The 26,725-nt window shown below is 72.1% G+C and carries 19 protein-coding genes; 10 read left to right on the top strand and 9 right to left on the bottom strand.

The annotated features are described in order from the left end of the window. The first annotated feature begins 493 nt into the window (after nt 1–493). From ACH4D3_RS03580 to ACH4D3_RS03570, 3 genes are all read left to right on the top strand, one after another. Nucleotides 494–3,415 carry a glycoside hydrolase family 48 protein gene (locus ACH4D3_RS03580; RefSeq protein ID WP_398315891.1) on the top strand — a complete coding sequence of 974 codons (2,922 nt, stop codon included), beginning with the start codon at nt 494–496 and terminating at the stop codon, nt 3,413–3,415. A 252-nt stretch (nt 3,416–3,667) separates the two neighbouring features. After that, nucleotides 3,668–6,331, top strand: a complete 2,664-nt coding sequence (locus ACH4D3_RS03575; protein ID WP_398315889.1) for a cellulose binding domain-containing protein — start codon at nt 3,668–3,670, stop codon at nt 6,329–6,331. A 135-nt stretch (nt 6,332–6,466) separates the two neighbouring features. Then, entirely contained in the window at nt 6,467–6,712 is a 246-nt protein-coding gene (locus tag ACH4D3_RS03570) for a hypothetical protein (protein ID WP_398315887.1), read from the top strand. A 3-nt stretch (nt 6,713–6,715) separates the two neighbouring features. On the opposite strand, the gene ACH4D3_RS03565 is transcribed toward ACH4D3_RS03570, so the two are convergent. The 3 genes from ACH4D3_RS03565 to ACH4D3_RS03555 are packed head-to-tail and all read right to left on the bottom strand — an operon-like array spanning nt 6,716 to nt 9,741. Further along, nucleotides 6,716–8,611, bottom strand: coding sequence for a rhamnogalacturonan lyase (locus tag ACH4D3_RS03565; protein ID WP_398315885.1), 1,896 nt, complete (start codon nt 8,609–8,611; stop codon nt 6,716–6,718). 37 nt (nt 8,612–8,648) lie between these two features. Then, a complete protein-coding gene (locus ACH4D3_RS03560) occupies nt 8,649–9,431 on the bottom strand; it encodes a class I SAM-dependent methyltransferase (RefSeq protein ID WP_398315883.1) in 783 nt (260 codons plus the stop codon). 4 nt (nt 9,432–9,435) lie between these two features. Further along, on the bottom strand, nt 9,436–9,741 hold the full coding sequence (locus ACH4D3_RS03555) for a 4a-hydroxytetrahydrobiopterin dehydratase (RefSeq protein WP_398315881.1): 306 nt from the start codon (nt 9,739–9,741) through the stop codon (nt 9,436–9,438). Nucleotides 9,742–9,830: 89 nt separating this feature from the next. On the opposite strand from ACH4D3_RS03555, the gene ACH4D3_RS03550 reads away from it, so the two are divergent. Then, entirely contained in the window at nt 9,831–10,649 is an 819-nt protein-coding gene (locus tag ACH4D3_RS03550) for a helix-turn-helix domain-containing protein (RefSeq protein ID WP_398315879.1), read from the top strand. On the opposite strand, the gene ACH4D3_RS03545 is transcribed toward ACH4D3_RS03550, so the two are convergent. Beyond that, the gene (locus tag ACH4D3_RS03545; RefSeq protein ID WP_398315877.1) at nt 10,631–11,056 is read right to left on the bottom strand and encodes a hypothetical protein; all 426 of its coding nucleotides are present in this window, start codon (nt 11,054–11,056) and stop codon (nt 10,631–10,633) included. The genes ACH4D3_RS03550 and ACH4D3_RS03545 overlap by 19 nt on opposite strands. A 228-nt stretch (nt 11,057–11,284) precedes the next feature. Between ACH4D3_RS03545 and ACH4D3_RS03540 the strand changes: the two genes are divergently transcribed. The 6 genes from ACH4D3_RS03540 to narI all read left to right on the top strand — a co-directional run bounded on the left by ACH4D3_RS03540 (nt 11,285) and on the right by narI (nt 19,621). Beyond that, entirely contained in the window at nt 11,285–12,148 is an 864-nt protein-coding gene (locus ACH4D3_RS03540; RefSeq protein ID WP_398315875.1) for a helix-turn-helix domain-containing protein, read from the top strand. A gap of 53 nt (nt 12,149–12,201) precedes the next feature. Further along, entirely contained in the window at nt 12,202–13,011 is an 810-nt protein-coding gene (locus ACH4D3_RS03535) for an SAM-dependent methyltransferase (RefSeq protein WP_398315873.1), read from the top strand. A 101-nt stretch (nt 13,012–13,112) separates the two neighbouring features. Next, entirely contained in the window at nt 13,113–16,808 is a 3,696-nt protein-coding gene (locus tag ACH4D3_RS03530; RefSeq protein ID WP_398315871.1) for a nitrate reductase subunit alpha, read from the top strand. Continuing rightward, nucleotides 16,808–18,403 (top strand): nitrate reductase subunit beta, encoded by a 1,596-nt coding sequence (narH, locus tag ACH4D3_RS03525; RefSeq protein WP_398315869.1) that lies wholly within the window; start codon nt 16,808–16,810, stop codon nt 18,401–18,403. The genes ACH4D3_RS03530 and narH overlap by 1 nt, the downstream gene beginning before the upstream one ends. A 4-nt stretch (nt 18,404–18,407) precedes the next feature. Continuing rightward, nucleotides 18,408–18,902, top strand: a complete 495-nt coding sequence (narJ, locus tag ACH4D3_RS03520; protein ID WP_398315867.1) for a nitrate reductase molybdenum cofactor assembly chaperone — start codon at nt 18,408–18,410, stop codon at nt 18,900–18,902. Further along, a complete protein-coding gene (narI, locus tag ACH4D3_RS03515; protein ID WP_398315865.1) occupies nt 18,899–19,621 on the top strand; it encodes a respiratory nitrate reductase subunit gamma in 723 nt (240 codons plus the stop codon). Before narJ ends, narI begins: the two co-directional genes overlap by 4 nt. A gap of 6 nt (nt 19,622–19,627) precedes the next feature. On the opposite strand, the gene ACH4D3_RS03510 is transcribed toward narI, so the two are convergent. The 5 genes from ACH4D3_RS03510 to ACH4D3_RS03490 all read right to left on the bottom strand — a co-directional run bounded on the left by ACH4D3_RS03510 (nt 19,628) and on the right by ACH4D3_RS03490 (nt 26,706). Next, a complete protein-coding gene (locus tag ACH4D3_RS03510) occupies nt 19,628–20,053 on the bottom strand; it encodes an OsmC family protein (RefSeq protein ID WP_003972448.1) in 426 nt (141 codons plus the stop codon). 87 nt (nt 20,054–20,140) lie between these two features. Further along, on the bottom strand, nt 20,141–21,949 hold the full coding sequence (locus ACH4D3_RS03505; protein WP_398315863.1) for a hypothetical protein: 1,809 nt from the start codon (nt 21,947–21,949) through the stop codon (nt 20,141–20,143). Next, nucleotides 21,946–23,007 (bottom strand): ATP-binding protein, encoded by a 1,062-nt coding sequence (locus tag ACH4D3_RS03500; RefSeq protein WP_398315861.1) that lies wholly within the window; start codon nt 23,005–23,007, stop codon nt 21,946–21,948. Before ACH4D3_RS03500 ends, ACH4D3_RS03505 begins: the two co-directional genes overlap by 4 nt. Nucleotides 23,008–23,087: 80 nt before the next feature. Next, entirely contained in the window at nt 23,088–24,488 is a 1,401-nt protein-coding gene (locus ACH4D3_RS03495; protein ID WP_398315859.1) for an amino acid permease, read from the bottom strand. A gap of 82 nt (nt 24,489–24,570) precedes the next feature. Beyond that, nucleotides 24,571–26,706: a phage holin family protein gene (locus ACH4D3_RS03490; RefSeq protein WP_398315857.1), complete on the bottom strand. Its 2,136-nt coding sequence runs from the start codon at nt 26,704–26,706 to the stop codon at nt 24,571–24,573. Between the last annotated feature and the right edge of the window lie 19 nt (nt 26,707–26,725).

The raw sequence follows: 26,725 nt of genomic DNA, 5'->3' as shown, positions 1-26,725 counted from the left end.
TGCTGCTGTCGTCCCGGGCCGCGCCTGGGTCGGCGCGGCCCGCTGCCGATCGGCATGGGGGTGCCGTCGTGATCGGAGGTCAGGAACGGCCCGCGGGCACGGTGGAACGGCCCGCGGGGTGAGCGATCCGGCACACGGGCCGGCGAGGCGTCGGACACGTAGCGGCCACGGCTGCGGCAACGGCTAAAAGTCCTGAACGCGGGGGGTGGAGCGGGGGGTGGCGCATGAGCGACTCCTTGCAGTTCGGGCGCGCCGTGACGGACGCGTCGACTGGTGGAACCGCTCCCACTGGTGCAGCGAAGGTAGCGCCAAGTGACGGTAAAGAACAGAGGAGTTACCGACTTTCTCCCCGTCGAACCCGTCGAATCTTTTCGACTGTTCACACATCTTGACCGCACCAGGCACCCTCTCCACTATGGGAGCGCTCCCACTGGTTCAAGGCTTGTTGCTCCTCCCCCACCCCCTCCCCGAGCCGCAAGGAGGAACCAGCACCATGCACTCACGACACAGACCCGGACGCCGCACCGCGCGGCGCTGGTGGACCGCCGCGCTGGCGGCGCTCGCACTCCCTCTCACGATGCTGGGCACAGGTTCAACTCCGGCCCAGGCGGCCGCACTTCAGTGCAGCGTGGACTACAGGACCAACGACTGGGGCGCCGGCTTCACCGCGGAGCTGACGCTGACCAACCACGGCACCGACGCCCTCGACGGCTGGACGCTGACCTACTCCTACGCGGGCAACCAGAAGCTCACGAACGGCTGGAACGGCACCTGGTCCCAGTCCGGCCAGAACGTCACCGTGCAGAACGCCTCGTACAACGCGCGGATCGCCGCCGGGGCCGCCGTCTCCACCGGCGGACAGTTCACGTACAGCGGCAGCAACGCCGCACCGACCGACTTCGCGGTCAACGGCACCTCCTGCACCGGCGCGCACCAGCCGCCGATCACCGTGCTGACCAGCCCGGAGGCGGGCGCCGTGTACTCGCAGGGCGAGGCGGTGCCGCTGGCGGCCACGGCGGCCGCCGCCGACGGCGCCACGATCAGCAAGGTGGAGTTCTACGACGACGCCACCCTGCTGGGCACCGACACCAGCTCGCCCTACACGTACTCCGCCTCTGGCTTGACCGTGGGCAGTCATTCTCTGGTGGCGAAGGCCTACGACAGCATGGGTGCCTCCGCGGACTCGACCCCGGTCGGCGTCACGGTGGCCGCGGGACCGACCGTGGTCGCCTCACCGAGTCAACTGGGCGTCCAGCAGGGCGAGTCGGGGACCTTCGAGGTCAAACTCTCGGAGCAGCCGACCGCGGACGTGACCGTCACGACCACCCGCGCGAGCGGCAACACGGGCCTGTCGCTCACCGGCGGCGCGAGCCTCACCTTCACCCCGTCCGACTGGGACACCGCCCAGCCGGTGACCGTCTCGGCGGACGCCTCCGGCAACGGCTCGGCGGTCTTCGAGTCGACGGCCCCGGGCCACGGCAAGGCCACGGTCACCGTGACCGAGCTGGCGGCGGCGAAGGACTACGACGCCCGCTTCCTGGAGCTGTACGGCAAGATCACCGACCCGGCGAACGGCTACTTCTCGCCCGAGGGCATCCCCTACCACTCGGTGGAGACCCTCATCGTCGAGGCGCCCGACCACGGCCACGAGACCACGTCGGAGGCGTACAGCTACCTGCTGTGGCTCCAGGCCATGTACGGCAAGGTGACCGGCGACTGGTCGAAGTTCAACAACGCCTGGGAGATCATGGAGACGTACATGATCCCCACCCACGCGGACCAGCCGACCAACTCCTCCTACAACGCCTCGAAGCCGGCGACCTACGCGCCCGAGCTGGACACGCCGAACGAGTACCCGGCGCCGCTGGACGGCACCGTCTCGGTGGGCTCCGACCCGATCGCCGGTGAGCTGAAGTCGGCGTACGGCACGGACGACGTGTACGGCATGCACTGGCTCCAGGACGTCGACAACACCTACGGCTACGGCAACTCGCCCGGCAACTGCGAGGCGGGCCCCTCGGACACCGGTCCCTCCTACATCAACACCTTCCAGCGCGGCGCGCAGGAGTCGGTGTGGGAGACGGTGCCGCAGCCGACCTGCGACGCCTTCAAGTACGGCGGGAAGAACGGCTACCTGGACCTGTTCACCGGTGACGCCTCCTACGCCAAGCAGTGGAAGTTCACCAACGCCCCGGACGCCGACGCGCGCGCCGTGCAGGCCGCGTACTGGGCGGACATCTGGGCCGGTGAGCAGGGCAAGAGCGACGAGATCTCCGCGACCCTGGACAAGGCCGCGAAGATGGGCGACTACCTGCGCTACGCCATGTTCGACAAGTACTTCAAGAAGATCGGCGACTGCGTCGGGCCGTCGGCCTGCCCGGCAGGCACCGGCAAGGACTCCTCGATGTACCTGCTGTCCTGGTACTACGCCTGGGGCGGCGCGGTGGACACCTCGGCGGGCTGGGCCTGGCGCATCGGCTCCAGCCACACCCACGGCGGCTACCAGAACCCGCTGGCCGCGTACGCGCTGAGCACCGACGCCGACCTGAAGCCGAAGTCGGCGACGGGCCAGTCCGACTGGGCCAAGTCCCTGGACCGGCAGGTGGAGTTCTACCGCTGGCTGCAGTCCGACGAGGGTGCCATCGCGGGCGGCGCGACCAACAGCTGGGCGGGCCGCTACGCGACGCCGCCGGCCGGTACGCCGACCTTCTACGGCATGTACTACGACGAGAAGCCGGTGTACCACGACCCGCCGTCCAACCAGTGGTTCGGCTTCCAGGCGTGGTCGATGGAGCGGGTCGCCGAGTACTACCAGCAGAGCGGTGACGCCGACGCCAAGGCGGTCCTGGACAAGTGGGTCGACTGGGCGCTGTCGGAGACGACCGTCAACCCGGACGGCACCTTCCGGATCCCCTCGACGCTCCAGTGGTCGGGGCAGCCCGACACCTGGAACGCCGCGTCCCCGGGTGACAACGGCGGCCTGCACGTCGAGGTCGCGGACTACACCAACGACGTCGGTGTGGCGGCGGCGTACGCCAAGACCCTGACGTACTACGCCGACCGCTCGGGCGACACCGAGGCGGCCTCGACCGCCAAGGCGCTGCTCGACGGCATGTGGGAGAACAACCAGGACGCGCTCGGCATCGCCGTCCCGGAGACCCGCGCCGACTACAACCGCTTCGACGACGGCATCTACGTCCCGAGCGGCTGGAGCGGCACCATGCCGAACGGCGACACGGTCGACGCCTCGTCGACCTTCGCCTCGATCCGGTCCTTCTACCAGGACGACCCGGCGTGGTCGAAGATCGAGAGCTATCTCCAGGGCGGCGCCGCGCCCACGTTCACGTACCACCGGTTCTGGGCCCAGGCGGACATAGCCCTCGCCATGGGTTCGTACGCGGAGCTACTGGAATAGCCCCCGCGAAGCGCTCCGCGGGTTGGGCGGTTCGATTTCGGCTGCGGGCTGAGTGTGGCTGGTCGCGCAGTTCCCCGCGCCCCTGACGGGGCGCTGTGGGCACCGTCTCCTTCCCGGTAGCGCTTGACGGCTCCGCGTGCTCGGTCTCGTCACCGGACGACGGGACCAACCGACCGGGCGGCCCCTGCCCACGCCTGGGGCCGCCCGGTCCTCGCATGTGTTCTGTTCCTGACGGAAGGACGGTTCCCCACCGTGCGAAGAACCCGGATCCTCACCGTGCTGCTGGCCCTCGCGGCCGGTCTGCTGGCGGGCAGTCCGCCCACCGCGCTGGCCGCCGAAACTCCGAGGGCGGCGGCCTCCGCCGACAGTTACACCTGGAAGAACGCCCGCATCGACGGCGGCGGCTTCGTGCCCGGCATCGTCTTCAACCGCACCGAGAAGGACCTGGCCTACGCCCGCACCGACATCGGCGGCGCCTACCGCTGGCAGGAGTCGTCCCACACCTGGACGCCGCTCCTGGACCACGTCGGCTGGGACGACTGGGGCCACACCGGCGTGGTGAGCGTCGCCTCCGACTCCGTCGACCCCGACCGGGTGTACACGGCGGTCGGCACGTACACCAACGACTGGGACCCGACGAACGGCGCGGTGCTGCGCTCCGGCGACCGCGGCGCGACCTGGGAGAAGACGGACCTGCCGTTCAAGCTGGGCGGCAACATGCCCGGCCGCGGCATGGGCGAGCGCCTGGCCGTCGACCCGAACGACAACGACGTGCTGTACCTGGGTGCCCCCAGCGGCCACGGGCTGTGGCGGTCCACCGACGCGGGCGTCACCTGGTCCGAGGTGACGGCCTTCCCCAACCCGGGCAACTACGCCCAGGACCCGGGCGACACGTCCGGCTACGCCTCCGACAACCAGGGCATCACCTGGGTCACCTTCGACGAGTCGACGGGCAGCGCGGGTACGGCCACGACGACGGTGTACGTCGGGGTCGCCGACAAGGAGAACGCGGTCTACCGCTCGACGGACGCCGGCGCGACCTGGGAGCGGCTCGCGGGGCAGCCCACGGGCTACCTGGCCCACAAGGGCGTGCTGGACGCGGAGAACGGCTACCTCTACCTGGCCTACAGCGACACGGGCGGCCCGTACGACGGCGGCAAGGGGCGGTTGTACCGGTACGCGACGGCGACCGGTACCTGGACGGACATCAGCCCGGCCGCGGAGGCGGACACGTACTACGGCTTCAGCGGCCTGACGGTCGACCGGCAGCGCCCGGGGACGGTGATGGCGACCGCGTACAGCTCGTGGTGGCCGGACACGCAGATCTTCCGCTCGACGGACAGCGGCGCGACGTGGTCCCAGGCGTGGAGCTACACCTCCTACCCGGACCGCGCGAACCGCTACACGATGGACGTGTCCTCGTCCCCGTGGCTCACCTGGGGCGCGAACCCGGCGCCGCCCGAACAGACCCCGAAGCTGGGCTGGATGACGGAGGCGCTGGAGATCGACCCGTTCGACTCGGACCGGATGGTGTACGGCACGGGCGCCACGATCTACGGCACGGAGAACCTGACGAACTGGGACGACGAGGGCGGCACGTTCGACGTCGAGCCCATGGTGCGCGGCCTGGAGGAGACCGCGGTCAACGACCTGGCCTCGCCCCCGTCCGGCGCCCCGCTGCTGAGCGCGCTGGGTGACGTCGGCGGCTTCCGGCACACCAGCCTGACCGAGGTCCCGTCGATGATGTACACCTCGCCGAACTTCACCTCGACGACGAGCCTGGACTTCGCGGAGACGAAGCCGGACGTCGTGGTCCGGGCGGGCAACCTCGACTCCGGCCCGCACATCGCGTTCTCCACGGACAACGGCGCCAACTGGTTCGGCGGCACCGACCCGTCCGGGGTCAGCGGCGGCGGCACGGTCGCGGCGGGCGCGGACGGCAGCCGCTTCGTGTGGAGCCCGGAGGGCACCGGCGTGCGGTACACGACCGGCTTCGGTACGTCCTGGCAGGCGTCGACCGGCCTCCCGGCGGGCGCGATCGTCGAGTCGGACCGGGTGAACCCCACGACCTTCTACGGCTTCAAGTCCGGGAAGTTCTACGTCAGTACCGACGGCGGCGCGACCTTCACCGCCTCGGCGGCGACCGGGCTGCCCGCCGGTGACAGCGTCCGCTTCAAGGCTCTGCCGGGCGGGGAGGGCGACGTCTGGCTGGCCGGCGGGGCGGCGGACGGCCCGTACGGGCTGTGGCACTCGACGGACGGCGGGGAGACCTTCACCAAGCTGGCGGGTGTCGACGCGGCGGACACCGTCGGCTTCGGCAAGGCGGCCCCGGGCGCCTCCTACCAGACCCTCTTCACCAGCGCGGAGATCGGCGGGGTGCGCGGCATCTTCCGCTCCACCGACGCGGGCGCGACCTGGACCCGCATCAACGACGACGCCCACCAGTGGGGCTGGACCGGCGCCGCCATCACCGGCGACCCGCGGGTGTACGGCAGGGTGTACGTGGCGACCAACGGCCGGGGGGTGATCTACGGCGACACCTCGGACACCGGCGGGGGCACCGATCCGGGGCCCGGACCCGACCCCACCCCCACCGGCGCCTGCGAGCTGACGTACACGGTCACGAACCAGTGGTCGGGCGGCTTCCAGGCGGACGTCCGCCTCACCAACACCGGCACGTCGGCCTGGAACGGCTGGACCCTGGGCTGGTCGTTCCCCGGCGACCAGCAGGTGACGCAGATGTGGAACGCCGAGCACACCCGGACGGGTACGACGGAGACTGCGAAGAACGTCGGCTGGAACAGCGGCGTGGCACCGGGCGCTTCGGTGGGCTTCGGGTTCACGGGCACGTGGTCGGGCACGAACACGGAACCGGCGTCCTTCCGGCTGGGTGCCGAGGTCTGTACCCGCCGGTGATCCTCCGGGAGGGCGCGTGTCGACGGCGCCCTCTCCCGGGTTCGTGCCCCATGTGCCCGTTTCACGCCCTTGTGGCTCCGCCGCCCTTCTTCGACCGTTGAGTGGGCGGGAGTGGTGGCGAGGACTGGGGGCTGCATGGCACGAACCTGGGAGGGACCGGCGGGGCGGCTGCTGCTCGGACTTGCGGTGCTGCTGCACCGGACGGTCACGGACAGGGCCGCTAAGAGAAGACTCGAACACTGGCGCAACGCCGCTCTGCGCGCCGCGTACCGGCGGGGCGTGCCCGTCGAGGTGCTCGCCTCCCGGACGCGGCTGACGCAGAGGTGGGTCAGGACGGTTGTCACCGGCGGGAAGCCCCCGCCGGTGGACGAGGCCGCATGAGGGTCAGGGCGTGTGGACCGACGGCCGCGGGGCCGTCGGCATCCCGCTTCCGATGAAGAAGCTCGGGTGCGGGGGCTGGTTGTAGGCGGTGTTCTGCCAGGCCAGGGCGGTGCGGTACTGGGTGTCGTGGAGGAGGGTCGTGATGCGGGTGTCCGTGTCGTAGGGGGTGGAGTAGATGCGCAGGGCCGTGTTGTTCGACGTGCGCCAGACGACCTCCTCGCGCCAGTCGCCGAGGATGTCGCCGGCCAGGACCGGGGTGGCCTTGGTGCCGTTGTTGGAGGCGACGCCGGAGCCGGTGAGCAGGCGGGTGTCGCCGGAGGGGGCGTACTTGTCGATGCGGGTGCCGTCGAGGAGTTCGCGGACGGTGTCGCCGTCCCACCAGGACAGGAAGTTGGCGCTGGAGGGCTTGCGGCCGTTCACCACCGTGCCCTTGGGGTTGCGGATGCCGCTCTCCGCCGACGACCAGGACTCGGCGCCCGCGCTGCCCGACCAGATGTCCCCGGAGACGCCGCGGCCGTTGTCGCCGCTCGCGCCGGTGGACCAGAGGATCTGGCCCGTGCGCGCGTCCGCCATGTACGACGAGGGCTTCGAGCCGTCCTCGTCGACCTTGAACTCCTCCAGGCCCGCACGGGACGGGTCGAGGTCGCCGACGTGCATGGCGTCGCCGTGGCCGTTCCGGGTGGTCCACAGGGCGTAGCCGTTGTCGTCGACGGCCATCGCGCCGTAGACGATCTCGTCCCGGCCGTCGCCGTCGACGTCCGCGACGGAGAGCTGGTGGTTGCCCTGGCCGTCGTAGCCCTTGCCGCTGTTGGTGGAGGAGTTGGTGTCGAAGGTCCAGCGGCGGGTGAACCGGCCGTCCCGCCAGTCCCAGGCCGCGATCACCGTGCGCGTGTAGTAGCCGCGCGCCATGATCACGGAGGGGCGGGAGCCGTCCAGGTACGCCGTGCCGGCCAGGAAGCGGTCGACGCGGTTGCCGTAGGAGTCGCCCCAGGAGGAGACCGAGCCGCGGGCGGGGACGTAGTCGACGGTGCCCATGGCGCTGCCGGTCCGGCCGTTGAACATGGTGAGGTATTCGGGGCCCGAGAGGACGTAGCCGCTGGAGTTGCGGTGGTCCGCCGAGGAACTGCCGATGACCGTGCCGGTGCCGTCCCTGGTGCCGTCGGCGGTCTTCATGGCGACCTCCGCCCGGCCGTCGCCGTCGTAGTCGTACACCTGGAACTGGGTGTAGTGGGCGCCGGAGCGGATGTTGCGGCCCAGGTCGACGCGCCACAGGCGGGTGCCGTCGAGCTTGATGCCGTCGACGATGGTGTTGCCGGTGTAGCCGGACTGGGAGTTGTCCTTGGCGTTGGTCGGCTGCCACTTGAGGACGATGTCGAGCGCGCCGTCGCCGTCGAGGTCGCCGACGGAGGCGTCGTTGGCCTCGTAGGTGTAGGAGACGCCGTCGGGGGTGGTGCCGCCGGACGGCGGGCTGATCGGTACGTCCTTGTAGCCGGCGCGGAACTGGATGGCGTGGACGGAGTCGCCCTGCTCGGTGCCGTTCACGACCGCGCGGACGGTGTAGTCGGCGTGGGAGGGCGCGCCGGAGTGGAAGTAGGTGGTGGAGCCGGTGACGGGGCTGGAGTTGACCTTCGTACCGGCCCGGTAGACGTTGAACGCGACGTTGTCCGGGTCGGTGCCGAGCCAGCGCCAGCCGACCAGGTTCCCGTCGCCGGTGTGGACGCTGACGACGCCCCGGTCCAGGGCCTCGACCTGGCGTGCCGTGGCGGCCTCGGCGGTGTCGGGGGCCAGCGTCGTCAGGCCCGCGCCGAGGAGTCCGGCGGCGGCGAGGGCCGCGGCCAGGGCGCGTGGGCGTCTGCGGTGCGGGTGGGGGGCGTGCGGGCGGGTGTGGGGGTGCCTCACGGGACGAACCTCCTGGAGGGCGGATGGATTCCGCCTCTCAGTCGCCGCCCGGGGCGTCCGGGTTGCCGCCCTGCGCCGAGGACTTCGTGAACGCCGCGAGGGTGAAGACCGGGTCGGGCCGGGGCCGGTCCTGGTCCGGCAGGGCCGCGAGGCGCGCGGCGAACTCCTCCGCGAGCGGCTCCCCCGGCGGCAGCGTGACGAACCAGCCGCGCCGCAGGTCGGCGACGGTCCGGCGGGGGCTGCGACCCTGGCCGTGTCCGGTGAAGCGGGCCCCGCCGACGGGAACCAGGCCGTTCTCGCGGGCGTACGCCTCGACCAGGTGGGCGGCGTCGTGGGCGATGCTGGGCGGCCGGGCGGCGAGCACGGCGTCGATGTCGCTGCCCACGTTGTGCGAGGCGCCCTTGTCGACGGTGGTCACATAGGTCCCGCCGGGCCGCAGCACCCGGGCGCACTCGGCGACGATCGCCCGCACGTTCTCGGCGCCGCCGGCCAGGTGCAGCAGCCACACGCTGGTGACCGCGTCGAACTCCCCGTCGGCGAAGGGCAGTCGGCGGCTGTCGGCGAGGACGACGGCGCCGGGCAGCCGGGCGGCGGCGCGGTGGGCCATGGCGGGGGCGAGGTCGACGCCGGTCACCCGCAGGCCGCCGTCGCGGCCGGCCGCGATCCGGCGGGTGACGATGCCGGTGCCGCAGGCCACGTCGAGCAGCCGGCGGGCCTGCGGCGGCACCAGGCTCAGCACGCCCTCCGCGGCCGCCGCGGCCCTGGGCTCGCCGCCGCGGGAGTCGTCGTAGCGTTCCGCTTCCTTGTCGTAGTCGAGCACACCGTCAGTGTGCCCCGTGACCGGCGGCCAGGTCCTCCACCCTGCGGGCGAGCTCGACGTCCTTCTCGGTGACGGCGCCGCCCGCGCTGTGGGTGTGCACCGCGAGGGCGACCGTGTTGTAGCCGAGGGTCAGGTCGGAGTGGTGGTCGAGCTCCTCCTGCACCTGGGCGACGTGGACGACCATCGCGGCCGCCGCGAAGTGCGAGCCGAGCCGGTAGGAGCGGGTGAGACGGCCGGCGTCGAGGGACCAGCCGGGCAGTGCGGCCAGCCGCTCCTCGACCTCCTGCGGCGACAGCGGTTCGACGGGCATGGGCTGCGCTCCTCTCCTGGGCGGGTTCGCCTCAGCCTGCCACAGCGCGGCCGCTCCGGCGCGCCCCGGCGTCGACTACCGTTCCGGGTATGACCGCACTCGTGTCCGGCACCTCCCCCTCCACCGACCGGGGCGTGGGACCGATGCTGCGTGCCTGGCGGGAGCGGCGGCGGGTCAGCCAGCTCGAGCTGGCGCTGCGCGCCGACTCCTCCGCCCGGCACATCAGCTTCGTCGAGACGGGCCGCTCCCGGCCGAGCGAGGAGATGGTGCTTCGCCTGGCCGAGCACCTGGACGTCCCGGTGCGTGAGCGCAACGCGCTGCTGCTCGCGGCCGGTTACGCCCCGCACTACCCGGAGACCCCGCTGGACGACCCCGCGCTGGGCGCCCTGCGCGAGGGCATGGAGCGGCTGATCCGGGGGTACGAGCCGTATCCGGCGCTGGTCGTCGACGCGAGGTACCAGGTGCTGGCGGCCAACCGGGGGATCGCGATGCTGATGGACGGCGTCGCGGAGCACCTGCTCGCGCCGCCGCTGAACGCCATCCGGCTGACGCTGCACCCGGACGGCCTGGCGCCGCGCATCCGCAACCTGCGCGAGTGGCGCGGACACCTGCTGGAGCAGATGGAGCGGCAGATCGCCCTGCACCGCTCGCGGCCGCTGCGGGAGCTGTACGACGAGGTGGCCGCCTATCCGGTGCCGGAGAGCGAGCCGGGCGCCGAGCCGGACGAACCGGTGCCGTACTTCGCGCTGCCCATGCAGATCGAGCACGAGGGACACGTCCTGTCGTTCATCTCGTCCATCTCCACCTTCAACACCCCGATGGATGTGACCGTCGCCGAGCTGGCCATCGAGACGCTGCTCCCGGCCGACCCGGCGACGGTCAAGTACCTTCAGACGCTGCTGCCCTGATCCTGTCTCAGGGCCCCGTACTGGAGCAGCGCGAACGCGGCGACGACGAGGGCCTGGAGCACCGTCCACACCGCCCCGGCCGCGGTGGGCGTGAGCCACAGGGCGAGGGCGGCGAAGCTGACGGCCGCCCAGGCGAGGTTGACCTCGACGACGGCCCGGACGCCGAGCGCCGGGGGCAGGGGGCGGGCAGCCAGCAGGCCCACGCACCCCGCGTACACCGCGAGGAGGGCGCCGAGGGCTATGAGCAGCCCGGAGCCGGCGCCGAGGTAGCGGCCGAGCGGGCCGGACAGGGCGAGGTAGGCGAGCGCGTTGGCGCCGGTCACCGCCGCGTCGAAGGCCAGGAAGCGGCGGAGCATCAGCCGCGGTTCGGCCGTACGGGCGAGTGCGGCAAGCTGGTGCGTGGACATGACGAGTCACCCTCCGTCGGGTCGGAGATGCTGGGGTCGGGCCGGGTTCCGGGCCGGAGTGCGCCGGACCGGAACCCGGTGGCTCCACGATCCCGCCCCGCACGGGCGCGGTCGATTACCTGCCGGGTAATGCGTCCGGTCCGAGAATGATCCACGAACACCCCTGTGAGACTGACAGAGGAACATGACAGACTGCGACGAGACTTGGGCGCGTTGGGGAGGCGTGGCGTGAGCGAGCGACGGGCCGCACCCACCGTGGGCCAGGTGGTCCTCGGCAGACGGCTGCAGGAACTGCGGGAGACGGCGGGACTCAAGCGCGAGGAGGCCGCCAAGGTGCTCCGCGTGGCCCCGGCGACCGTGCGGCGCATGGAAATGGCCGAGGTCGCGCTGAAAATACCGTATGTCCAGATACTGCTGACGGCGTACGGAGTCGCCTCCGACGAGGTCGCGGCGTTCGTCGCGCTCGCCGAGGAGGCGAACCAGCCGGGCTGGTGGCAGCGGTACCACGACGTGCTGCCGGACTGGTTCAGCCTCTATGTGAGCCTGGAGGGCGCCGCGCGGATCGTCCGGTCCTACGAGCCGCACTTCGTCCCCGGGCTGCTGCAGACCGAGGACTACGCGCGCTCGGTCCTGGAGGCCGGGACGATCGGCAACGCGGGCGCGGACGCGGTGGAGCGGCACGTGTCCCTGCGCATGGAGCGGCAGCGGCTCCTCGACCGCCCGGACCCGCCCCACCTGTGGGTGGTGATGGACGAGACGGTGCTGCGGCGGCCGGTGAGCATCCACGGCCGGGTGATGCGCGAGCAGCTCGACAAGCTGCTGGAGTTCGCCGGCCGGGACCGGGTGACGCTCCAGGTCGCCGAGTTCGAGGACGGGCCGCACCCCGGGACGTACGCGCCGTTCACCCTGTTCCGCTTCGCGGAGCCGGAGCTGCCCGACATGGTCTTCACCGAGTACCTGACGGGCGCGCTGTACCTGGACTCCCGTACCGAGGTCTCGGCGCACCTGGAGGTCCTGGACCACATGACGGCGCGCGCCGCCTCGACCCAGCGCACCGAGAAGATCCTGTGCGCGTACCGCGAGAACTTCTGACCGGCGAGACCCGCACGCAGCCCGCACAGCCAGCCCTGAGGAGACGACACCGCATGACCGGTTCCGAGCCCGCGCCCCTCGACACCAGCAGGCCGCACCCGGCCCGGGTCTACGACTGGTGGCTGGGCGGCAAGGACAACTACCCGGTGGACGAGGAGCTGGCCCGCAGGATCCTCGCGGCGGACAGCACGGCGGTGCGCGGGGCGCGCGCGAACCGCCGGTTCATGCACCGGGCGGTGCGTACCCTCGCCGAGGCCGGGATCCGGCAGTTCCTGGACATAGGCACCGGCATCCCCACCGAGCCGAACCTGCACCAGGTGGCGCAGGCGGTGGCCCCCGAGTCGCGGGTCGTCTACGCCGACAACGACCCGATCGTCCTCCGGCACGCCGAGGCGCTGCTGCACGGCTCGGCGGAGGGCGCCACCGAGTACGTCCACGCGGACGTCCGGGACCCGGACCTGATCCTGCGGCTGGCGGGCGAGTCCCTGGACTTCGGCCGGCCCGTCGCCCTGTCGCTGGTGGCCCTGACGCACTACCTCGGCGACGCGGCCGACGGCGACGACGTGCACGGCCTGCTCAAGCGGTACAAGGACGTGCTCGCGCCGGGCAGCTACCTGGTCCTCTCGCAGGTCACGCCCGATCTGAACCCGGCGGCGGTGGGGAAGGCCGCGGAGCTGTTCGCCCGCGGCGGCACACCCTTCCACCCGCGCTCCCTCACCGAGTTCGCGCGCTTCTTCGACGGTCTGGAACTGCTGGGCCCCGGCATCATCCCGGTCACCGGCTGGCGGCCGGACCCGGAGGACGTGGCGGCCCAGACGGAGGGCATCGTGCCGGTGTACGCGGGGGTGGCCCGCAAGCCCTGACCCGTACGGGCGCCGCGAACAGGTGCGCTCCCGCGCCCGGCCCTAGGTTCGTGAACCAGGGCCTGGCGAGCACCCGGCACCGGGTGAGCAAGGGAGCGCACGTGACCGACACGCGGACACCGCCCACCGAGCCGGGCGCGGCGCTGCTGCGCGCGGGACGGTTCTTCCGGCCGGGCACCGCCGCACCCGACCTGCACAGCATCGGACTGGTCGGCGGGCGGGAGTCGGACGCCTTCTACCGGGACCGCTGGAGCCACGACAAGGTCGTGACGTCGACGCACGGCGTGAACTGCACGGGTTCGTGCCGGTGGAACGTGTACGTCAAGGACGGCATCATCACCTGGGAGACCCAGGCCACGGACTATCCGTCGGTCGGCCCCGACCGCCCCGAGTACGAGCCGCGCGGCTGCCCCCGGGGCGCGGCGTTCTCCTGGTACACCTACTCCCCCACCCGCGTGCGGTACCCGTACGTGCGCGGCGTGCTGCTGACGATGTACCGGGAGGCGAAGGCCCGGCTGACGGACCCGGTCCTGGCGTGGGCCGACATCCAGGGCGATCCCGAGCGGCGCGGGCGCTACCAGCGGGCGCGCGGCAAGGGCGGCCTGGTCCGGGCGAGCTGGGACGAGGCGGTCGAGATGGTCGCCGCCGCCCACGTGCACACCATCCGCACCCAGGGCCCCGACCGCATCGCGGGCTTCTCCCCCATCCCCGCGATGTCGATGGTGTCGCACGCGGCGGGCGCCCGCTTCCACTCGCTGATCGGCGCCCCGATGCTGTCGTTCTACGACTGGTACGCCGACCTGCCCGTGGCGTCCCCGCAGGTCTTCGGGGACCAGACGGACGTGCCGGAGTCGGGCGACTGGTGGGACGCGGCGTACCTGATCATGTGGGGCACGAACGTGCCGGTGACCCGCACGCCGGACGCGCACTGGATGGCGGAGGCCCGCTACCGGGGCCAGAAGGTGGTCGTGGTCTCGCCCGACTACGCCGACAACACCAAGTTCGCCGACCAGTGGCTGCACCCGCACCCCGGGACGGACGCGGCGCTCGCCATGGCGATGGGGCACGTGGTGCTCAAGGAGTTCTTCGTCGACCGGACGACCCCGTTCTTCGACGACTACGTGCGGCGCTTCACCGACCTGCCGTTCCTGGTGACGCTGGCCGAACGGGACGGGGCGTACGTGCCGGACAAGTTCCTGCGCGCCGCCGACCTGGGGCAGGGCGGCGACGACGCCCGCTGGAAGACGGTCGTCCTGGACGAGGCGACGGGCCGCGCGGTGGTCCCGAACGGCTCGCTGGGCTTCCGCTGGAACGACGCCGACCGGGGGAAGTGGAACCTGGACCTGGGCGACGTACGCCCCCGGCTGAGCCTGCACGGCCACGAGATGGGCTCGGGCGTGGAAGTGCTCCTCCCCCGCTTCGACACCGAGGGCGGCACCCACGGGCAGGGGCGCGGCGACGTCCTGCGCCGCGGGGTGCCGGCGACCCGCCTCGGCGGGGCGACCGGTCCGCTGGTGACGACGGTCTTCGACCTGATGCTGGCCCAGTACGGCGTGACCCGGCCGGACCTGCCGGGCGACTGGCCGGTGTCGTACGAGGACGCCGAGGCGCCCGCGACCCCCGCCTGGCAGGAGACGCACACCTCGGTCCCGGCGGCGGCCTGCGTCCGCATCGCCCGGGAGTTCGCGCGCACCGCCGAACGCTCCAAGGGCCGCTGCATGATCCTGATGGGCGCGGGCACCAACCACTGGTTCCACTCCGAGACGATCTACCGGGGCTTTTTGGCCCTGCTCCAGCTGACCGGCTGCCAGGGCCGCAACGGCGGCGGCTGGGCGCACTACGTGGGCCAGGAGAAGTGCCGCCCGGTGACCGGCTGGGCGTCGCTGGCCGCCGCGTCGGACTGGTCGCGCCCGCCGCGCCAGGCGATCGGCACCGGCTACTGGTACCTGCACACCGACCAGTGGCGCTACGACCGGTTCCGCGCCGACGTCCTCGCCTCGCCGCTGGGCGAGGGGCGGCTGGCCGGGATGGCCGGCGCGGACTGCCTCGCCCTGTCGGCGCGCACGGGCTGGATGCCCTCGTACCCGACCTTCGACCGCAACCCGCTGGAGCTGGGCGAGTCCTTCGGCGACCCGGTGGCGAACGCGGTGGCCGAACTGCGGGCGGGGACGCTCAAGTTCGCGGGCGAGGACCCGGACGCGCCGGAGAACTGGCCGCGGATCGTGACCCTGTGGCGGGCCAACCTGCTCGGTTCGTCCGGCAAGGGCGCCGAGTACTTCACCAAGCACCTACTGGGCACCCAGTCCTCGCTGCGGGCCGAGGAGGCGGCGCCCGGCGAGCGGCCCCGGGACGTGGTCTGGCACGAGGAGGCGCCCGAGGGAAAACTCGACCTGCTCCTCTCCCTGGACTTCCGGCACACCTCGTCCACACTGCTGTCCGACGTGGTGCTGCCCGCCGCGACCTGGTACGAGAAGCACGACCTGTCCAGCACGGACATGCACCCCTACGTGCACGCCTTCTCCCCGGCGGTGAACCCGCCCTGGCAGGCGCGCACCGACTTCGACACCTTCAAGCTCCTCGCGGAGAAGCTGAGCGAGCTGGCCGAGGACCATCTCGGGGTGCGCAAGGACCTGGTGGCGGCGCCGCTCCAGCACGACACCCCGGGCGAGATCGCCCAGCCGGGCGGTGTCGTACGGGACTGGCGGCGCGGGGAGTGCGAGCCGGAGCCCGGGAAGACCATGCCGAACCTCGTGGTCGTCGAGCGCGACTACCCGGCGGTCGGCGCGAAGTTCGCGGCGCTGGGCCCGCTGGTGGAGGCCAAGGGGCTGCCCGCCAAGGGCATCACGCTGCGGCCGGACGAGGAGGTGGCGCGGCTGCGGGACCTGAACGGCACGGTGCGCGGCGGCCCGGCCGACGGGCGCCCGGCGCTGGACACGGCCGTGAAGGCTGCCAACACCATCCTGACCCTGTCCGGCACCACCAACGGCCGCCTGGCCACCCAGGGCTTCCACACCCTGGAGGCGAAGACCGGGCAGGAGATGGCCCACCTGGCCGCCGAGCACGAGGGCAAGCGCATCACCTACGCCGACACCCAGGCGGCGCCCGTGCCGGTGATCACCTCGCCGGAGTGGTCGGGCAGCGAGGCGGGCGGGCGGCGCTACACGGCGTTCACGCTCAACACCGAGCACCTCAAGCCCTGGCACACCCTCACCGGCCGGCAGCACTTCTTCGTCGACCACGACTGGATGCACGAGCTGGGCGAGGCGCTGCCCGTGTACCGGCCGCCGCTGGACATGCACCGGCTGTTCGGCGAGCCGCGGCTGGGTCCCGACGGGCACCGCGAGGTGACGGTGCGCTACCTCACCCCGCACAACAAGTGGTCCATCCACTCCGAGTACCAGGACAACCTGTTCATGCTGGCGCTGTCCCGGGGCGGGCAGACCATCTGGATGTCCGTCGAGGACGCGGCGGCGATCGGGGTCGCCGACGACGACTGGATCGAGGCGGTCAACCGCAACGGCGTCGTCGTGGCCCGCGCGATCGTCTCGCACCGCATGCCGGCCGGCACGGTCTTCATGCACCACGCCCAGGAACGCACGGTGAACGTCCCGCTCACGGAGACCACCGGGAAACGCGGCGGCGTCCACAACTCACTCACCCGTCTGCTCCTCAAGCCGACCCATCTCATCGGCGGCTACGCCCAGTTGTCCTGGGCGTTCAACTACCTGGGCCCGACGGGCAACCAGCGCGACGAGGTGACGGTCATCCGCCGCCGCTCCCAGGAGGTCGAGTACTGATGCGTCCGATGGCCCAGGTGGCGATGGTCATGAACCTCGACAAGTGCATCGGCTGCCACACCTGTTCGGTCACCTGCAAACAGGCGTGGACCAACCGGCGGGGCATGGAGTACGTCTGGTTCAACAACGTCGAGACCCGCCCGGGACAGGGCTATCCGCGCCGCTACGAGGACCAGGAGAAGTGGCGGGGCGGCTGGGAGCTGAACCGGCGCGGCGCGCTGCGGCTGAAGGCGGGCGGCCGGTTCAAGAAGCTCGCCGGGATCTTCTCCAACCCCCGGCTCCCGGAGATCAAGGACTACTACGAGCCCTGGACGTACGACTACAGGAACCTCACCGACGCCCCGCTCGGCACGGACTACCCCGTCGCCCGGCCGGTCTCCCAGCTCGACGGCAAGCCGATGAAGATCGGCTGGTCCTCCAACTGGGACGACAGCCTGGGCGGCGCCCCCGCCTACGGCGACCTGGACCCGATGGTGGAGCGCACCCGGCAACAGGCTTCGGAGAAGGTGCGGTTCGCGTACGAAGAGACGTTCATGTTCTACCTGCCGCGCATCTGCGAGCACTGTCTGAACCCGTCGTGCGTGGCGTCGTGTCCGTCCGGGGCGATGTACAAGCGCTCGGAGGACGGCATCGTCCTGGTCGACCAGGACCGCTGCCGGGGCTGGCGGATGTGCGTGACCGGCTGCCCGTACAAGAAGGTGTACTTCAACCACCGCACCGGCAAGGCGGAGAAGTGCACCTTCTGCTACCCGCGCATCGAGGTCGGCCAGCCCACGGTCTGCTCGGAGACCTGCGTGGGACGGCTCAGGTACCTGGGCGTGGTCCTGTACGACGCCGACAAGGTGACCGAGGCCGCCGAGACGCCGAACGAACGCGACCTGTACGAGGCACAGTTGGGTGTCTTCCTCGATCCGGAGGACCCCGGGGTGCGGCGGGCCGCCGAGGAGGCGGGGATCCCGTTCGACTGGATCGAGGCGGCCCGCCGCTCCCCCGTGCACGCGCTGGTCAGCAAGTACAAGGTGGCGCTGCCGCTGCATCCGGAGTACCGCACGATGCCGATGGTCTGGTACATCCCGCCGCTGTCGCCGGTCGTGGACGCGCTGACGGAGACCGGGCACGACGGCGAGGACGCGGACAACCTGTTCGGCGCCATCGACACGCTGCGCATCCCGCTGGAGTACCTGGCGGAGCTGTTCACCGCCGGAGACACCGGCCCGGTGCGGGCGTCGCTGGAGAAGCTCGCCGCGATGCGGGCCCACATGCGGTCGGTCAACCTCGGCGAGGACCCCGACCCGGCCGTCTGCGCGGGCGTCGGCATGCGCCCCGAGGAGGTCGAGGAGATGTACCGGCTGCTGGCGATCGCCAAGTACGAGGAGCGGTACGTGATCCCGACGGCGGCCGTCGGGGACGCGCACCGGCTGGAGGCGTCCGCGCTGCCGGACACGTGCAGCCTGGACACCGACGGCGGCCCCGGCATGGGCGGCGACGGGCCGTTCGGCCAGGACTCGGGACGCAAACGGCTGCCGCTGGTGCCGGTGGAGAACTTCCACATCCTGCGCAGGCGGCAGACCGCGGACGACGAGAGGGAGGTCTGAACCGATGCCCGGCTTCGAGGTGCTCTACCAGGCGGCGGCGCTCTGTCTGACGTATCCCGACGACGACTTCCGCGCCCGGCTGCCGCTGCTGCGCGAGGCGGCGCCGCAACTGCGCGGCTTCACCGACCACGCGGCGGCGACCGGGCAGAGTGAACTCCAGGCGCACTACGTCGAGGTCTTCGACTTCAGGAACCGGCACAGCCTGTACCTGAGCTGGTGGACCGACGGCGACACCCGCAACCGCGGGATGTCCCTGGTCCGCTTCAAGGAGCTGTACCGCGCCCACGGCCTGGAGTTCACCGGCGAGGAGCTGCCGGACTTCCTGCCCGCGGTCCTGGAGTTCGTCTCCCGCACCGGGGACATGGGGATGCTCACCGAGCACCGCGACGCCCTGGACCAGCTGCGCGCCCGGCTCACCGCCTTCGGCACGCCCTACGCGTGCGTCCTGGACGCCGTGTGCGCCACCCTGCCGCCCGCACCCACCGGAGTCCGCCGATGAACGTCTTCCTGTGGGGCGTGCTGCCCTACGCCGCCTTCGCGCTGCTGATCGCGGGGCTGGTCTGGCGGCACCGCTACGACCGCTTCGGCTGGACGACCCGCTCCTCGCAGGTCTACGAGTCCAAGCTGCTGAACATCGCCTCGCCGGTCTTCCACTACGGCATCCTGTTCGTGCTGGCCGGCCATCTGATCGGCCTGTTCATTCCGGCGTCCTGGACCCAGGCCATCGGCATCAACGAGCATGCGTACCACCTGTTCTCGCTCTACGGCGGCACGGTCTCCGGGGTCCTCGCGGTCGCCGGGATCGGCATCCTGATCTACCGGCGCCGCACCAACGCGCCCGTGTTCCGTGCCACCACGGCCAACGACAAGCTCATGTACGTCTTCCTGCTCGGCGCCCTGCTCCTGGGCATGATCGCCAAGCTCTCCGACACCTCCGGCAACGGCTACGACTACCGCAGCACCATCGCCCCCTGGTCGCGCAGTCTGTTCACGCTGAATCCGAAGACGGAGCTGATGGAGGGCGTCCCGGTGCTTTACCACGTGCACGCGGTGGTCGGCATGGTGCTGATCGCCCTGGTGCCCTACACCCGCCTGGTGCACATGTTCAGCGCGCCCTTGCAGTACCTGACCCGCCCGTACGTGGTCTACCGGTCGCGCGACCCCAGGCAGCTGGGGCCGCGCCCGGACCGGCGGGGCTGGGAGCGCGCGGGCTCCTAGCCGAGGTCAGGCCAGCTTGGCCGACAGGGTGATGGTCGTGCCGGTCAGGGCCTGGCTGACCGGGCAGTTCTTCTTGGCGTCCTCGGCGGCGGCGACGAACGCGTCGTTGTCCAGGCCGGGGACGGTGCCCTCCACGGTGAGGTGGATGCCCTTGATGCCCTCGCCGGGCTGGAAGGTGACGTCGGCGGAGGTGGTGAGCTTGGTGGGCGGGGTGCCGGCGCCGGCCAGGCCGTGCGACAGCGCCATGGAGAAGCAGCTGGAGTGGGCGGCGGCGATCAGCTCTTCGGGGCTGGTCTTGCCGTTCGCCTGCTCGGCGCGCGACGGCCACGACACCGGCTGCTCGCCGATGCCGGACGAGTCGAAGGTGACGACACCGTTACCCTCGAGCAGGTTGCCTTCCCAGACGGTGTGTGCGGAGCGCGTGGTTGCCACGGCGGTTCCTCTCGAATTCTCTTGCTGTACCTGGGTGGTGGGAGACCGGCGGCCGGGCTCCCACCCCCCATCCGATCACACTCCGGCTCAGCTCACCCGGAAGACCGGCCCTCGGGCGGTGAACGGCAGCCGCGCGCCCTGCGGAATCAGGTAGGCGTGCTCGCGCCGCACCCGCAGGACGTCGCACCAGCCGTCGGTGACGACGAGGACCGGCGCGGTGGGCGGGAAGTCCTCGGCGCGCAGCAGCAGATCGATGCCGGGCTGAAGGACGGTGCCGCCCCGGCCGTGCACCCGCACCCTCCCGGCGATGTCCGTCACCGGGAGGTACCCGGCGTCGTGCGGCGCGGCGTCGCAGAACACGACCCGGGCGGCGGGCACGTCGCGGGCCTCGGCGTAGGAGGCGATCGCGCCGAGCGCCTTGCCGAGCAGGGTGCGGTCCATGGAGCCGGAGGTGTCCAGGACGACGCCGAAGGTGCAGCGGGCGATCTCCTCCGGGGGGAAGTACCGTCCGGCGCGCGGGATGCCGGGGGTGGCGGCCTGGCGCCGGGAGGGGCGGGCGTAGGTCCGTACGGGCTCGGGGCGGGGCACGAACTCGTCGAACCAGCGGGCGAGCCGCGCGTCCCAGGGCAGCGGCGGGTGGCTGAGGACGCGGATCTCCTGGACCAGGCCGGCGGGCAGGAAGCCGCGCTCCTGCTGCTGGTGCAGGTCGAATCCCTGGGTCAGGCCCCGGCGGTAGAAGCCGTCGAGGTCGACGTGGTCGCGGGGCGGGCCGAGCGGGCCGCCGAGGACGTCGCCGACGCCCTTGCCGCGCAGGGTGGACAGGCGGCGCATGCGGCGCAGGTCCGCGGCGATGCGGTCGTAGACCTCCTCGGCGGAGAGCCCGGCCAGCTCCGGGTCGTGCAGCAGTCCCTCGGGCATGGTGCCGACCTGCATCTCGACGAGCCAGCCGTTGATGACGTAGTCGCAGGCCACGTTGAACAGGTACGGGTCGCGGGTGCCGCAGCGGTCGCCGTGGCGTAGGGCGGCGTGCAGCATCTCGTGGGCGAGGATGAAGCGCCATTCCTCGTCGTCGTACCGGCGCAGCGGGTTGACGTAGATCTCCCCCGCCTCGGCGTTGACGGCGGCGACGGAGATGCCGTGGGCGCGGGCCAGTTCGGCGTCGGCGACGAGGGTGATGCCGGAGGCGATGCCGCCGAGCAGCGGATAGGAGGAGACGAACCAGCTCAGGGCCCGCTGCCAGGGCTGAAGCCGGGTGGGGCCGCCGAGCATGGCGTCGCGGCGGCCGCCCGCGAGGTCGAGGGCGGTGGACATGGTGCGGGTGAGGGCGTGGGCGAAGGCCAGTTGCCAGTCGGGGACCTGGAGGTTCCAGCCGTCCCAGGGGACGAGCAGCTGGTCGGGGTCGCCGCCCGCGGTGCCGCAGTGCTCGTAGGCGGCGGGGATGCCGCCCTCGCGGCGCCAGGCGGCGGCGATGCGCTCCTCGTCGCCGTCGGGGTACGTCGGCGGCAGGTGGTCCGGGGTGCGGCCGACCGGGAAGGTCAGCAGGAAGCGGTTGACCACGGTGCAGCGGGCGGCGAGGTCGTAGCGGTCGGGCTGGACGCGTTCGCCGCTTGCGGCGGGGACGTGACCGAAGCCGAGGTGGATCAGGGCGTGGGCGATGGCCCAGGCCCAGTCGGCGGGTTCGGCGTGGCGGGTGGGGTTCAGGTGGACCCGGCCGTTGGAGCTGACGCGGACGAGGCCCTGCCGGGGTGCGACCTCGCACTCCTCCTCCCGGCAGAGCTTGACCTCCATGGCCGCGAGCGCCGGGTTGGCCCACACCAGCTGCACGCCCTTGGCGCAGTCCTCGGCGGCCGGGTCCTTCTTCTTCTGCTGCTGCTTCTGCCTGCGGGTGCGGCTCATCGGCGGGCCTCAACCAGCCGGGGCATGTCGCGGGCGGCCTCGACGAGGAACCAGGCGGGCAGCAGCGGGTTGCCGTCGGCGTCGGAGGCGATGACGCTCTGGGCGACCTCGACGGAGATCTCGGCGAGCTGCACGAGCAGCGACTTGGCGCGGTAGGCGGTCTGGCGGCCGTTCGCCGACATGTGCTCCTTGCTCGCGGGCAGTTCCTTGACCAGGCGGCCGCGGAAGGACTCGGCGAGGTAGTAGAGCAGGTCGCGGTCCTGGAGGCGGCTGGGCCAGCGGGCCTCGCCCTTGAGGATCGCCTCGATGCCGAAGCGGCTGCGGACGATCTTGACGTAGCCGCAGAAGGCGGTCGCGTGGGCCGGGGTGAGGGTGCCGTGGGCGAGGACCTTCAGGGTCTCCTCGTCGAGGTCCTTCCCGAAGGAGTGCAGGGCGTCGGAGAGCATGTGCCAGGAGCGCGGGGTGGAGAACGGCTCCTCGGTCTTGGGTGGCTTGGACCACAGGTGGTCGGGGCGGTCGGTGAGGTGGTCGGTGATCCACGGGTGGATGCCGTTCTCTCCTGCCCACACCAGCCAGTCCTTGGCGGAGGCGTCCAGGTGGACGTGGGTGAGGCGGTTGACCAGCGCGGAGGCGATGGGGCGGGCCAGCGCGTTGTCGGTGGCGCGGTTTCCGGCGCCGATGACGATGGAGCCCTTGGGGAGTTCGTAGTTCCCGATGCGGCGGTCGAGGATCAGCGAGTAGAACGCCTTCTGCACGTCCGGGGTGGCCGCGTTCAGCTCGTCCAGGAAGAGGCAGTACGGCTCGTCGCGGGCGATGGACTCGGGCGGGCAGAACACCGACCGGCCGTCCCGGATCTGCGGAACGCCGATCAGGTCCTCGGGCGCGAGCTGGGTGCCGAGCAGGCTCACGCACTCCAGGCCCAGCGAGTCGGCGAAGTTCCTCACCAGGGAGGACTTGCCGATGCCGGGTGCGCCCCACAGGAAGACCGGCCGCACGGTGGCGAGGCCGAGCAGCAGTTCCGGGAGGCGGGCGGGAGTGACGGTGACGGCTGCCTGCACGCAGGGGCTCCTTGGCGGGAGAGGGGGGCGGGAGGTGACCGGCCCAGTGTGCGTGCCCGCCGGGGTGCCGCGCAGCCGAATTACGGGGCGCCGGACGTCTCCGCGCGCCGCCTGCGGGCCGCCATCACCGCGTACACGAGCACGCCCGCGAAGAGGAACAGCACGCCCTGGTAGACCGCCGCGTAGCCGGCGCCCGCGACCAGCCACAGGGAGAAGGCCGCCGCGACGGACGCGACGATGCCGTCCCGCACCAGTCGCGCCCGGTCGACCTTCTCGCCCTGTCCGGAGACCAGGTGGAAGAGCTGGGCTGCCGTGGCCAGCAGGTAGGGCACGGTGGCGGTGAAGGTGGTGACCAGGACCAGGACCTCGAAGACCTTCGCCGAACCGGACGTGTAGTTGTAGACGGTGAGGAGGGAGGCGAGGACCACGGTGACGCCGACGCCCACCGTGGGCACCCCGCGCCGCTTGCGCGCGAACGCGGCCGGGAAGAGGCCGTCCCTGGCCGCCGCGTACGGGGTCTGGGCGCTGAGCAGGGTCCAGCCGTTGAGGCACCCGGTCATCGAGACCAGCGCGGCCAACGCGACGGCCCAGCCGCCCCACGCGCCGCCGAACATGGCGTTCACGGCGTCCGAAAAGGGAGCGTCCGAGGTGACCAGGCGGTCGTGGGCGACGGTGCCGAAGACCGAGAGGGTGCCGAGCAGGTAGACGAGGGCGGCGCCCGCGGTGCCGATGACCGTGGCGCGGCCGACGGTGCGGCGGGGGTCCTTGACCTCCCCGGCGCTGACGGCGGCGGACTCCACGCCGAGGTAGGAGAAGAGCAGGATCGCGGCGGCGGCGGAGACCGCGCCGATACCGCTGGAGCCGCTCGCGTTGAACGGGCCGAGGTTGTCCGGGTCGAAGAAGAACAGTCCGCCGACCGCGACCAGCAGCAGCGGCGCGAACTTCAGCACGGTGGAGACCAGTTGCACGGCGCCCACCCAGCGGGTGCCGGCGAAGTTGGCGAGCGCGGGCAGCCACTGGATGACGAGGGCGGCCAGGCACGCGGTCCAGCGGTGGTCGTTCACCGGGATCAGGACGTCGAGGTAGCCGACGGCGGCGACGGCGAGGGCCGCGTTGGACACCCAGGTGGTGATCCAGTACGCCCAGGCGGCGAGGAACCCGGCGAAGTCGCCGAAGGCCTCACGGGCGTAGACGTAGGGGCCGCCGGTGCGCGGGTCGCGGGCGGCGAGGCGGCCGAAGACCAGCGCGAGGGCGATGGCGCCGACGGTGAGGACGCCGAAGGCGAGCAGGCTGATGGTGCCGAAGGGGGCGACGGAGGCCGGGAGCAGGAAGATGCCGCCGCCGATGATGTTGCCCATGACCAGGGCGGTGGCGACGGGCAGGCCGAAGCGGCGGGCGTGCCGGGTGCTGTCGGATACGGGGGCCGCGGGGGTCTCCTGCGGTTCCGGAGCCGGTGGGGGGACGGTCCCGGTGACGTGCATGGGGTGGTGCGCCTCTCATGGAACGGGGCCCGGGATCGCCGGACCCGCCCCATGGTCCGGTAACGCTGGACAATGTGCCAAATCAGGCGCTTTTGTCCTGCACGAACCCCTCCGCGACGGGAAAAGGTGCGCCGCCCACGACGTCGGACCGTGAATCCTCCACGGGCACCTGCGGGCCGTTCGACTCGCGCAGCCAGCGGCGCAGCACCCGGTGGACGTGTTCGGCGCCGACGATCTCCACGCCCTCGTCGACGGGCGCGGACAGCACGACCGGCGACAGCAGGAAGGCGCGCGACTGGGCGCCGCCGAGTCCGCCGTGCGAGCCGATCTGCTCCTCGAAGGCGAGGACCTCGCCGTCGGCCGGGTCGTGGAAGGAGTTGACCATGATGTCGGCGGTGTGCGGGAAGGAGTGCGTGCGGCGTACGGCGTCGGCGGCACCGGCGCCGAAGGGGGCGAGCGGCCCCGGGTCCTCGTCGAGCCGGTCCAGGGGCACCTCGGCGCCGCGCGCGCCGAGCACGACCCCGCCGTGCTCCTCGCTGCGCACCAGCAGGAAGCCGATCCCGGGGTGGTTGGCGAGGGTCGGCAGCAGGGCGGGGTGGCGGGCGTCGATCTCCTCGCGGGTCATCCGGTGCGGCACGTCCGGGAAGGAGACCAGGCCGAGGTTGCCCGAGGCCAGCACGATCGGCTCGGAGCGGCGCCCGGTGGGGGTGTCGGCGGGCCGCTGCTGCTCGGCGCCCTCCTCCACGGGGCGGTGCAGGGCGGCCCGTACGGTGTTGCGGGCCTCGGCGCCGCTGCGGGTGCGCCGGGCGCTGCGCGGCACGGGCAGCCCGCAGCCGGCCCGCACCAGGTCGGCGAGGGTCAGGCCGTAGCGGGCGCGGAAGGTCTCGCCGGGGCTCTGGCCGTGGTCGGACAGAAGCACGATCCGGTACGGGCGGGGAGCGTGCTCGGCGACCTTCTCGATCAGGGCGAGGGACCGGTCGAGCCGCTGGAGGACCTTGGCGGCGTCCCGGCCGCCCGGCCCGGAGTGGTGGGCGACCTCGTCGTAGGCCACCAGGTCGGCGTAGACGGCGGTGCGGCCGGCCAGCATGTCGCCCATGACCGCGGCGACGACGACGTCGCGTTCGACGACGGTCGCGAAGGCGCGCACGAAGGGGTAGAGGCCGCCGCGGGAGACGCGCGGGCGGACCTTGTGGACGCGGGCGCGGGTGGACTGGCCGATCTCCCGGCACACCTCGGCGACGAAGGACATCGCGGTGCGCACGGCGTTGGCCGGGTCGGAGAAGTAGGCGAAGTAGCCGGATCTGGAGCGGGTCTCGCGGCTGCGGCGGCGGGTGGCTATGGACAGCACGAGGGCCTGTTCGTCGGCGCCGCCGCCGAACAGGTTGCCGCGGCTGGCGCCGTCGAGGCTGAGCAGTCCGCCGTCGCCGGTGCGCCGCACGGCGCGGTACTGGAGTTCGGCGGCGCTGGTCGGGCGGTTGCAGACCACGACCTCGCCGCTGTCCTTCTCGTACCAGCGGAAGGCGGGGACGTCGTGGTTGCTGCCGTGCAGGATGCCGAGCTGGCTGGCGCCGGTCTGGCTGGACCAGTCGGTACGCCACTCGGCGAGCCGGTGGGTCGCCGAGGTGCCGTCGCGGCCGAGCCAGCGGGCGACGGTGGGCATGGCGCCGCGGTCGACGGCGTCCCGCAGGGCGTCGTGGCCGACGCCGTCCAGCTGCAGGAAAACGGTGCCGGGGCCGGCCGGGCAGGGCGGTCCTGATCTGCGGCGGCGGTCGGCGAGGCGGTAGAGGCGGCGGCGGTAGGCGTCGTCGTCGCGCACCGCCAGGGCACCGCCGGTGGCGGAGGCGACGGCGGACATGACGGCGGCCACCACGACCGCCGTCTCGGGTGCGACGCCGCCGCGCCCGGCCGGGTTCACGTCGATCGCGAGGAGCAGCAGTCCGCCGTTGAGGAAGAAGACCAGCAGGCCGAGGACGAGCGCCGGCACCAGGAGCAGCAGGCGGACCATGAGCGGCCAGACCAGGGCGGAGAGCAGGCCGAAGGCTCCGGCGCCGACCGCGGCGGTCATGGCGATGTCGGTGGCGCTGTCCCCGTCGGGCGACTGGAGCCGGAAGTCCGGCAGGATCCCGGCGAGCACGAGCATGGTGAGCGTGGACACGGCCCACACCGTGACACTCCGACCGACCTGACTGGCGACCCGGCGCCAACGCCCTCCACCCACGCTCCGCACACCTCACGTC

Origin of the sequence: Streptomyces sp. NPDC018026, assembly GCF_044327745.1 — a bacterium.
GTDB classification, from domain to species: Bacteria; Actinomycetota; Actinomycetes; order Streptomycetales; family Streptomycetaceae; genus Streptomyces; species Streptomyces rubrogriseus.
Note: the sequence above shows the minus strand (reverse complement) of the source record. Positions and strands in the feature narration are given on the sequence as shown.